Annotated in this window: 10 protein-coding genes; 6 read left to right on the plus strand and 4 right to left on the minus strand. The window is 72.2% G+C overall.

Annotated elements, in window-relative coordinates; all coding sequences use genetic code 11:
* Positions 1–85: 85 nt before the first annotated feature.
* Complete coding sequence (locus tag JWR81_RS05880) at positions 86–1,288, minus strand: MFS transporter (RefSeq protein ID WP_297647698.1); 1,203 nt, start codon at positions 1,286–1,288, stop codon at positions 86–88.
* Positions 1,289–1,385: 97 nt separating this feature from the next.
* Here JWR81_RS05880 and JWR81_RS05885 point away from each other — a divergent pair, with 97 nt between their 5' ends.
* The 5 genes from JWR81_RS05885 to JWR81_RS05905 all read left to right on the plus strand — a co-directional run bounded on the left by JWR81_RS05885 (position 1,386) and on the right by JWR81_RS05905 (position 5,351).
* Positions 1,386–2,465 carry a LacI family DNA-binding transcriptional regulator gene (locus JWR81_RS05885; RefSeq protein WP_297647702.1) on the plus strand — a complete coding sequence of 360 codons (1,080 nt, stop codon included), beginning with the start codon at positions 1,386–1,388 and terminating at the stop codon, positions 2,463–2,465.
* A 48-nt stretch (positions 2,466–2,513) separates the two neighbouring features.
* Entirely contained in the window at positions 2,514–3,146 is a 633-nt protein-coding gene (locus JWR81_RS05890) for a TetR/AcrR family transcriptional regulator (protein WP_297647705.1), read from the plus strand.
* Positions 3,143–3,502, plus strand: coding sequence for a UBP-type zinc finger domain-containing protein (locus JWR81_RS05895; RefSeq protein ID WP_297647708.1), 360 nt, complete (start codon positions 3,143–3,145; stop codon positions 3,500–3,502). Before JWR81_RS05890 ends, JWR81_RS05895 begins: the two co-directional genes overlap by 4 nt.
* Before the next feature lie 28 nt (positions 3,503–3,530).
* A complete protein-coding gene (ilvA, locus tag JWR81_RS05900) occupies positions 3,531–4,772 on the plus strand; it encodes a threonine ammonia-lyase IlvA (protein WP_297647711.1) in 1,242 nt (413 codons plus the stop codon).
* Between the two features lie 297 nt (positions 4,773–5,069).
* A complete protein-coding gene (locus JWR81_RS05905; protein ID WP_297647714.1) occupies positions 5,070–5,351 on the plus strand; it encodes a metal-sensitive transcriptional regulator in 282 nt (93 codons plus the stop codon).
* A gap of 42 nt (positions 5,352–5,393) precedes the next feature.
* Here the strand turns inward: JWR81_RS05905 and JWR81_RS05910 are convergent, their stop codons facing one another.
* Genes JWR81_RS05910 through JWR81_RS05920 form a run of 3 tightly spaced genes read right to left on the minus strand, consistent with a single transcriptional unit; the run spans position 5,394 to position 8,844 of the window.
* A complete protein-coding gene (locus tag JWR81_RS05910; protein WP_297647717.1) occupies positions 5,394–6,923 on the minus strand; it encodes a long-chain fatty acid--CoA ligase in 1,530 nt (509 codons plus the stop codon).
* Positions 6,923–8,053, minus strand: coding sequence for a DUF5938 domain-containing protein (locus JWR81_RS05915; RefSeq protein ID WP_297647724.1), 1,131 nt, complete (start codon positions 8,051–8,053; stop codon positions 6,923–6,925). The genes JWR81_RS05910 and JWR81_RS05915 overlap by 1 nt, the downstream gene beginning before the upstream one ends.
* Positions 8,053–8,844 carry an SDR family oxidoreductase gene (locus JWR81_RS05920; RefSeq protein ID WP_297647727.1) on the minus strand — a complete coding sequence of 264 codons (792 nt, stop codon included), beginning with the start codon at positions 8,842–8,844 and terminating at the stop codon, positions 8,053–8,055. The genes JWR81_RS05915 and JWR81_RS05920 overlap by 1 nt, the downstream gene beginning before the upstream one ends.
* Positions 8,845–8,963: 119 nt before the next feature.
* Between JWR81_RS05920 and JWR81_RS05925 the strand changes: the two genes are divergently transcribed.
* A partial coding sequence (locus JWR81_RS05925) for a TetR/AcrR family transcriptional regulator (RefSeq protein WP_297647730.1) occupies positions 8,964–9,455 on the plus strand: 492 nt, incomplete at its 3' end.

The raw sequence follows: 9,455 nt of genomic DNA on the forward strand, positions 1-9,455 counted from the left end.
CGCACCGCGTCGGAGCCGCGGAACACGACGGGGCCGGCCCGAACGGCGAAGGGCAGTGGCGCGGCGGACACGTGCTCGGTCGCCGCTAGGGTGCGGCGTCCTCCACCACCGGGAGCGGGCGGGCGGCACCCGAGGCCAGCAGCCCCAGCACCAGCGCCCCGAGCACGACGAACAGCGCGCGCAGGATGCCGGCGTGCTCGGCGAGCAGGCCGATCAGCGGCGGGCCCGCGAGGAACGCGGTGTAGCCGATCGAGCTGACGACGGACACGCGCGCGGCGGCCTTGGACGGGTCGTCGGCGGCCGCGCTCATCCCCACCGGGAAGCCCAGCGCCGCCCCGATGCCCCACAGCAGCGCCCCGGCCAGCGCCACGGGCGTGGACCCGCCGAGCAGCACGAGCAGGAGCCCGGCGACGCCGAAGGCGGCCATCGTGCGCAGGCTCGCGACCCTCCCGAACCGCCCCAACGCAGCACCGCCGAACAGGCGCCCGAACGTCATGGCGACGACGAAGAAGCCGTAGCCGACGGCGCCGAGCGCCTGGCTGGTGCGGTACCCGTCGACGAACGCGACAGCGAGCCAGTCGTTGGCCGAGCCCTCGGTGAAGGCGAACCCGAGCACCATCAGCCCGATCACGAGAGTGCGCGGCTCGCGCCAGGCGGCGAGCGTGCCCGATCCGGTCGAGCGTTCCTCGACGGGCGCCGCGACCCGCGGCAGGAAGCGGCGGGTGGACACCATCGCGACGACGGGCAGCAGTGCCGCGACCACCACGACCTGCACGGCGAGCGGCACGCCCGTGGCCGCCGACGCGGCGCCGACGACGGCACCGACGACCGTGCCGAGACTGAAGGCGGCATGCAGCCGGGGCAGCAGCGAGCGACCGAGCCTGCGCTCGACGTCGGCGCCCTCGACGTTCATCGCGACGTCCCAGACACCGCTGCCGAGCCCGGTCAAGACCAGGCCGACCGCCGCGGGGGCGACGAGCCCGGTGACGAGACCCACCACGAGCAGCCCGAGCCCGAGTGCGACCGACAGCGCGCCCGCGAACACGGTCCGGCCTGGGCCGAGCCGGTGCACGATCGGGCCGGAAGCGGGCAGCCCGGCGATCGACCCGCCGGAGAGGCAGAGCAGCAGCAGCCCGAGCTGCGCCGACGAGAGGCCCAGCGCGTCGCGCAGCGCCGGCGTCCGGGACATGAACGACGCCATCGCCAGCCCGTTGGCCGCGAAGACGGCGACGACGGCCGTGCGGGCGCGGGCGGTCCCGGGTGCAGGCAGCGCCCGGGCGGTGCTCACGGTTTCCCCTCGGCAGCGTCATCGAATCGATTCGACGGTACGCGACAGCGCGGGCACGATTCAACCCATATCGGCCGGAGGCACTAGCGTCGGCGCCGTGTCCGGACGTCCGACGCTCGCCGCCGTCGCGGCCCGCGCCGGGGTGTCGCCGTCGACGGCGTCGCTGGCCTTCTCCGGGAGTCCGCGCGTCACCCCTGGCACGCGCGACCGCGTGCTCGCCGCCGCGGCCGCGCTCGGCTACGCGGGCCCCGACCCCTTGGCCGCCTCGCTGCGGCGCGGACGCAGCGGCGTCATCGGGGCGGTGGTCGGCGAGCGGTTGCTCTACGCGTTCCGCGACCCCGTCGCCATCCAGCTGCTCGACGGCATCACCGAGGTCCTCGGTGCCCACGACGTCGGGCTCCTGCTGCTCGCGGGTGACACCGGCCGCCCGTCCACCGAGCAGATCGCCCGCATCCCGCTCGACGCCGCGATCTTCGCCACCTGCGGGCTCGAGGACGATCCCGCGCTCGAGGCGCTGCGGGCGCGCGGCGTGCCCGTCGTGGCCGTCGAGGGACCGGTGCTGACCGGCGTCACACTCATCGACATCGACGACCGCCGTGGCGTCGCCGACCTCTGCCGCCACCTCCACGATCTGGGCCACCGCCGCGTCGAGACCGTGGCCATGCCGCTGCGGCTGGACGGCACGCGCGGCCCGGTGGACGCCGCCCGCCGGGCCCGCGCGCACTACCGCGACGTCCGGCACCGGATGGAGGGCGTCGAGGACGTGTTCGGGACCGTGCCGGTGTTCGAGGCGGCGAGCAACTCCGTGGCCGAGGGCGCCGGCGCCGGCCGCGCGTTGCTCGACGTGCCCGAGGCCCGGCGCCCGACGGCCGTGATCGCCCAGAGCGACGTGCTGGCCGCCGGGGTGCTCCAGGCCGCCGCCGAGCTGAGCCTCGACGTGCCCGGCGACGTCTCCGTGGTGGGCTTCGACGGCGCCGAGCTGCACTGGCTCGGCGACACCCGCCTCACCACGGTGGTGCAGCCGACCGAGGAGAAGGGCCGCGCCGCCGCCCAGGCCGCGATGGACCTGGTGGCGGGCGAGCACCCGGCGGACGTGCTGCTGCCCGTGTCGCTGCGCATCGGCACGACGAGCGGCCCTCCGCCCCCGGGCGGTGGCGTTCCCGGCAACGCGCCGTGAAGCGGTCAAGGGTGACTGTTCGCGCGGGGACCGGGCTACGCTGTCCGGGTGAGCACCCCCGACCCGCGGCCGCTCGGCCGCCGCGAGGAGCGCACGGCCACCAGCCGGGCCCGCATCCTCGACGCAGCGGTCGCGTGCCTCGTCGAGTCCGGGTACGCGGGCGCCACCACCCTGCGCATCCAGGCCCGGGCCGGCGTCTCGCGGGGCCGGCTGCTGCACCACTTCCCCTCGCGCGACGAGCTGCTCGTCGCCGCGTCGCGGCACCTGGCCACCGAGCGGCTCGCCGCGTCGAGCGCCGGGGTCGAGCAGCTCGGCGACGAGCTCAGCCTCGGGGAGCGCCTCGACCGGGCCGTCGAGCTGCTCTGGGAGTCGTTCTCGGAGCCGCACTTCTGGGCCGCCGTGGAGCTCTGGACCGCCGCCCGCACCAACGACGAGCTGCGCGAGTCCGTGCTCCCCGAGGAACGTGCGGTGGGCGCCACCATCCGCACCAACCTGGACCGCTTCTACGGTCCGACGCTGGTCGCCCACCCGGACTATCCCTACGTCCGGGACCTGCTGTTCACGAGCATGCGCGGCGTGGGGCTCACCTACGCCCTCGAGCACCGCAGCGACCCGCGCACCGACCCGCACCTCGCACTCTGGAAGAAGCTCGCCCGCACGCTGCTGGACCCCCCGCCATGACGATGCTCATGTCGGCGTCGAACGCGATCGACCCGAGCGTCCCCCCGAGCCGAACGGGCTGCGTCGAGTGCGACGCGGTGGGTGGTTGGTGGTCGCACCTGCGCCGATGCGCGCAGTGCGGCCACATCGGCTGCTGCGACTCCTCCCCCGCCCGGCACGCCACCGCGCACCCCACCGCCACCGGCCACCCGATCGTCCAGAGCTTCGAGCCCGGCGAGGACTGGTTCTGGGACTACTCCACGAACGAGGCCTACGACGGTCCCGAGCTCGGGGCCCCGAGCCACCGCCCGCTCGACCGGAGCGTGCCGGGCCCGGCCGACCGCGTCCCGGCCGGCTGGCGCACCCACGTCCACTGACGCCGACACGGGCGGGGAAGATCGGGGCATGTCTTTCGCCGACGCCGTTTCCGCCGCCGCCGCCCGGCTCGCCGGTATCGCCGTCACCACCCCGCTCCAGCTCAACGACCGCCTATCCGCCGCCACCGGCGCGAATGTGTGGCTCAAGCGCGAGGACCTGCAGGTCGGGCGCTCCTACAAGCTGCGCGGCGCCTACAACCTCCTCTCCGGCCTCGATGCTGCCGACCGCGCGGCCGGCGCGGTGTGCGCCAGCGCGGGCAACCACGGGCAGGGCATGGCGTACGCGTGCCGCGAGCTGGGCATCCGCGGCCGCGTACACGTGCCGGCCACCACCCCGCGCCAGAAGCGCGAGCGGATCCTGGCGCTCGGGGGCGGTGCCGTGGAGCTGGTGGTGGCCGGCGACACCTACGACGAGGCGGCCGCCGCGGCCGCGGAGCACGCAGCCCGCACCGGCGCCACCGTCGTCCCCGCGTTCGACGACGAGCGCACGATCGCGGGCCAGGGCACGATCGGCGTGGAGATCCTCGACCAGCTCGGCCGCACGCCCGACGTCGTGATGCTGCCGGTGGGCGGCGGTGGTCTCCTCGCGGGCGTGGGCAGCTGGCTCGCCGACCGGTACCCCGACGTGCGGATCGTCGGCGTCGAGCCTGCGGGCGCGGCCGGGATGGCGGCGGCGTTCGCCGCGGGCGGGCCGGTGGCGCTGCCCGAGCTGGACACGTTCGTCGACGGCGCGGCCGTGCGCCGTGTGGGCGACACGACGTACCCGCTGGTGCGGGACTGCGGGGCCGAGCTCGTGACGGTGGACGAGGGCCGCGTCTGCACCGAGATGCTCGACCTCTACCAGACCGACGGGATCATCGCCGAGCCCGCGGGCGCGCTCGCCACGGCCGCGCTCGACGGCGCGGTCGCGATCCGGCCCGGTGAGACGGTGGTGTGCCTGCTCTCCGGGGGCAACAACGACGTCAGCCGCTACGCCGAGATCGTCGAGCGGTCGCTCGTGCACCGGGGCCTCAAGCACTACTTCCTCGTGGAGTTCCCGCAGGAGCCGGGCGCGCTGCGCCGTTTCCTCGACGAGGTACTCGGTCCGGACGACGACATCGTGCTGTTCGAGTACGTCAAGCGCGACAACCGCGAGATGGGCGCGGCGCTCGTCGGCGTCGAGATCAGCAGCCGCGAGGGCTACGAGCCGCTGTGGAAGCGGATGGAGGCCAGCCCGCTCACCATCCAGCTCGTGGCGCCGGGCACCACCGCCTACCGCTTCCTTGTATGACACGAGTCTCGTCCGACACGATCCTGGTGCAGCCGAACCGGTCGGCGGCCCGCATACGAACAAGACGGAGTGGGCCGGCGGCGGGCGCTGGGGAGGGGAATCCACACGTCCGCCGCCGGCGCGCGTCCCCAGGGGGCACCCCGCAAGCCGCGCCTCACCCACCGTAACTGCGCCACGGTCACTCTGCGCAATGTGAGATACCCCGACCAGCGAGTTTCTCCAGAGGGTCGCGTCGACAGCGTCCCGTTCGGCCCCGTACCGTCATCAGTGGACGGCGTTACGGATCAGGGAGGCGCCATGGCGAGCTACAGCAACGACAAGGACGCCTACCTCAAGCGGCTGCGTCGCATCGAGGGCCAGGTCCGGGGCCTCGCGCGGATGGTCGAGGAGGACAAGTACTGCATCGACATCCTCACCCAGGTGTCGGCGGCCACCAAAGCGCTGCAGTCCTTCTCCCTCGAACTGCTCGACGAGCACCTCGCCACCTGCGTCGTCCAGGCGGCGCAGGCCGGCGGCGAGGAGGCCGACCTCAAGGTGCGCGAGGCGTCCGAGGCGATCGCACGGCTCGTCCGCTCCTGATCTGCTCCCCTCGGCCTGCTCCCCCACCCGAGGAGCACAGGATCAGGCGTTCTTGCGCAGCTGGTCCTTGATGTCGGTCTTGAGAACCTTGCCCACGGTCGAGCGCGGCAGGTCCGGCCAGACCTCCACCTGCTTGGGCGCCTTCACGCTGCCGATCCGAGCCTTGACGAACGCGATGATCTCGTCGGGATCGGCCGTGGCACCCGGCTGCGGCTGCACGACGGCCACCACGCGCTCGCCCCACTTGTCGTCGGGTAGACCGACGACGCCGCAGTCGCGGACCGCCTCGTGCGCCATCAGCGCCTGCTCGACCTCGGCCGAGTAGACGTTGAAGCCGCCGGTGATGATCATGTCCTTGGCGCGGTCGACGATGAACAGGAAGCCGTCCTCGTCGAGGTAGCCGATGTCGCCCGTGTGGTGCCAGCCGTGGGCCGAGGCCTCGGCGGTGGCCTCCGGGTTCTTGTAGTACCCGGCCATCACCAGCGAGCTGCGCACGACGATCTCGCCGCGCTCGCCCTGCCCGAGGAGGTTGCCCGCCCCGTCCATGATCCCCACCGTGACGAGCGGCCCGGCCCGGCCCGCCGAGGCGAGCCGGTGGGTGGCGACGGTGCCGTCGGGGTTGAAGTGCTCCCGTGGCGCCATCATCGACACCATCATCGGTGCCTCGGACTGCCCGAACAGCTGCGCCATCACCGGCCCGATGTCGGTCAGCGCCTGCTCCAGGCGGGCGGGCGACATCGGTGCCGCGCCGTACCAGAAGCACTGCAGCGACGAGAGATCCGTCGCCGACAGCTTCACGTGCCCGAGCAGCATGTAGATCAGCGTCGGGGGAAGGAACGTGTGCGTCACCCGGTGCCGAGGCACCAGCTCCAGGAACGCGTCGAGGTCGGGGGCCGGCATGACGACGACCTGGCCGCCCAGCGCCATCACCGGGAAGCAGAGCACCCCGGCCGCGTGGGTCAGCGGGGCCATCGCGAGGTAGACGGGCCGTCCCTCGAAGGGGTAGCCCATCAGCGTCAGCGCCGACATCGTCTCGAGGTTGCGGTCGGTGAGCTGCACCCCTTTGGGACGGCCGGTGGTGCCGCCGGTGCCGACGATCATGATGGTGTCGTCGGGCGGGGTGGGGTCGAAGTCCTCCCCCGACGCCGTCCACAGCTGGAGCGACGGCGTGTCCCCGTCCTCCGCGTCGATGCAGACGAACGTGCGCACCTGCGGGAGGTGCGGGCGCATCTGCTCCACCAGCGCCGCGTAGGAGCTGCGGTAGAAGAGGCAGACGCAGTCGAAGAGGTCGAGCAGCTCGGCGTTCTCGCCCGCGGTGTTGCGCGGGTTGATCGGGCACCACACCGCCCCGCGGCGGGCGATGCCGAACACCGTGGCGAACGCTTTCGCGTCGTTGCTGGACAGGATGCCGACCTTGTCGCCGGCCCGAACGCCCGATCGCGCGAGCGCCCGGGCGACGGAGTGGCTGTGGTCGACCACGTCGCCGTAGGTGAGGGTGACGTCATCGGTGACGAGACAGGGGGCGCCGCGACCGAGCGACGCCCCCTTGTCCAGGTAGCTGGTGAGCGACATCAGTCGTGGACGGTCACGATCGGCTTGAGCACCAGCCCGAAGTTGCGCAGCGTGCCGAGCAGCGCCTGGTGGCCGAAGGCCTGGCAGCCCGACGCGAAGCCGACCCGCCGCGGTGGCTGCTGGAGCAGCGAGTACGCGGCGAAGGCCTGCAGGAGGCCGGTCTGCTTGTAGTTGGAGTTGCCGTGGATGGCCACGTGCACGCGCCCGAGCGGCCCGGACGCGTGCACGGAGTCGATGGAGGTGTTGATCCTCGGGTTCTCACGCGGGGGCATGTCGGCCTGCAGGCTCGCGGCGATGTCGGCCAGCGCGGCCTCCTGCGCGGCGGGCTCCAGCGGCTTGATCTGCTCCTCGAACATGCCCGTGGTGGCGACGACGCCGTCCATGACGGCGCGGTCGAGCACGCCACCGGTGGCGGTGACGGTGGCGACGCGGGGGTCGTCCTTGAACCACACGGGGTGGGCCATGCCGCCCCACGGCACGGTCAGCGCAGTGCCGTGCGAACCGGGGACCACGCACTCGCGGGTGGACTTGTGGTCCCACGCGACGTACTTGTTCTCGACGAGGTGGTACCAGTCGGCCTTGAGGATCGTGAAGATCGTCTGGGTGGAGGCGTAGGTCGGGAAGCCCTTCCACAGCACCAGAATGTCGAGCGTGTCGAGGCCCGGCGCGGCGTCGAGCGCGATGTTCGCGGCGATCTCGCTGGTGGTGTACATCTGCGCGATGCCGGGCGAGAGCAGCAGGCCGGCGTCGGCGAACTTCTGGCCCCAGTCGTTCTTGGCGGCCAGCGTCCAGTCCTGCTCGCCGGTGGTGTCGGTGTAGTGGCAGCCCGCGGCCAGCGCCGCCTCGACCACTTCGGGGCCGTACTTGATGAACGGGCCCACGGTGTTGCAGACCACCGAGGCGCCCTCGAACAGGCTGGTCAGCGACGCGACGTCGTGGCTGACCTCGACCACGTCGTAGTCGGCCGTCTCGATGCCGGGGATCTTGTCGACGACGGCCTGGACCTTCTTGCCGTCACGGCCGGCGGCGATGAAGGGGACGTTGTACTCGCGCAGGTACTCGCAGATCAGCCGGCCGGTGTAGCCGGAGACGCCGTAGACGACGACGGGCTTCTTCGTGGGCTCGCTCATCACATTCCCATCCCGCCGTCGACCGGCAGGCCGACGCCGTTGACGAACCGGGACTGGTCGGACGCGAGGAACACGACGGCGTCGGCCATGTCGGCCACCTCGCCCAGGCGTCCCGAGGGGGTGAGGCCGATGACCGCGCCGACGGCCGCGTCCGGGCTCTCGAACAGGCCCAGCGCCGACGTCTCGACGGCGAGCTTGACGCCCATGTCGGTGGCGACGAGGCCGGGGTAGATGCAGTTGACGCGCACGCCGTAGCCGAGCTTGCCGGACTCGGCGGCCGCGATGCGGGTGATCCGGTCGACGGCGGACTTCGTGGCGGAGTAACCGCTGATGCCCGGGAACGCGATGGTGGCGGCCACCGACGAGATGTTGACGACCGTGCCGCCGTTGCCGGCCGCGCCACCCGGCTTCATCGCGCGGAACGCGTGCTTGATGCCGAGCGTGGTGCCGAGGATGTTGACCTCGAGCATCTTCAGCAGCTCGGTGGGCTCGGTGTCGATGATCAGCTGCGTGATCTCGATGCCGGCATTGTTCACGACGATGTCGAGCCCGCCGAACTCGCTGACGGTGTGGGCGACCGCGGCCTCCCACTCGGCGTCGCTGGTGATGTCGAGCTGGACGAAACCGGCACCCTCCAGGCCGGCCGCCGTCTGCTCCCCCACGTCCTTGAGCACGTCCGCGATCATCACGCGCGCCCCGGCCGCCGTGAGCGCCTGCGCCATGCCGGCACCCAGTCCACGAGCACCGCCCGTGACGAGTGCTCGTCTCCCCGACAGGTCCAACTGAGTCATCGACAGTCCTTTCGCGATCTCCGGTGATGCGGAGCACAACGTAGGGCCGGCTCTGGACGACTGTCAAGAATTTCTTGGACGACCGTCAAGCTTGCGAGCTTCGGCTACTCTGAGCAGCGATGTCCACTGCCGAGAAGGCCGCCGCCGGGAAACCCGACCGGGTTTCCCGCCGCCAGGTCGACAAGTTCGAGGAACGCCGCCGCGAGCTCGCGGACGCGGCGCTGCATACGCTGTCCACGCTCGGCTACGCCCGCACGAGCCTGCGGGAGATCGCCCAGAACTCCTCGTTCTCCCACGGCGTGCTGCACTACTACTTCCGCGACAAGGTCGACCTGATCATGTACTGCGTACGGCAGTACAAGGCCGTCTGCGTGCAGCGCTACGACCGGATCGTCGCCACCGCGCGCACGCCGGAAGGGCTGGCCCAGGGCTTCGCCGACGGCCTGGTCGCCACCCTGACCGCCGACGACACGATGCACCGCCTCTGGTACGACCTGCGCTCGCAGGCCCTGTTCGAGGAGTCCTTCCGCGAGGACGTCCTCGAGATCGACGCCACCCTCGAACGCATGATCTGGCGCATCGTCAGCCGGTACTCCGAGCTCACGGGCGTC

This window comes from Pseudonocardia sp., assembly GCF_025965585.1.
Classification (GTDB): Bacteria; Actinomycetota; Actinomycetes; order Mycobacteriales; family Pseudonocardiaceae; genus Pseudonocardia.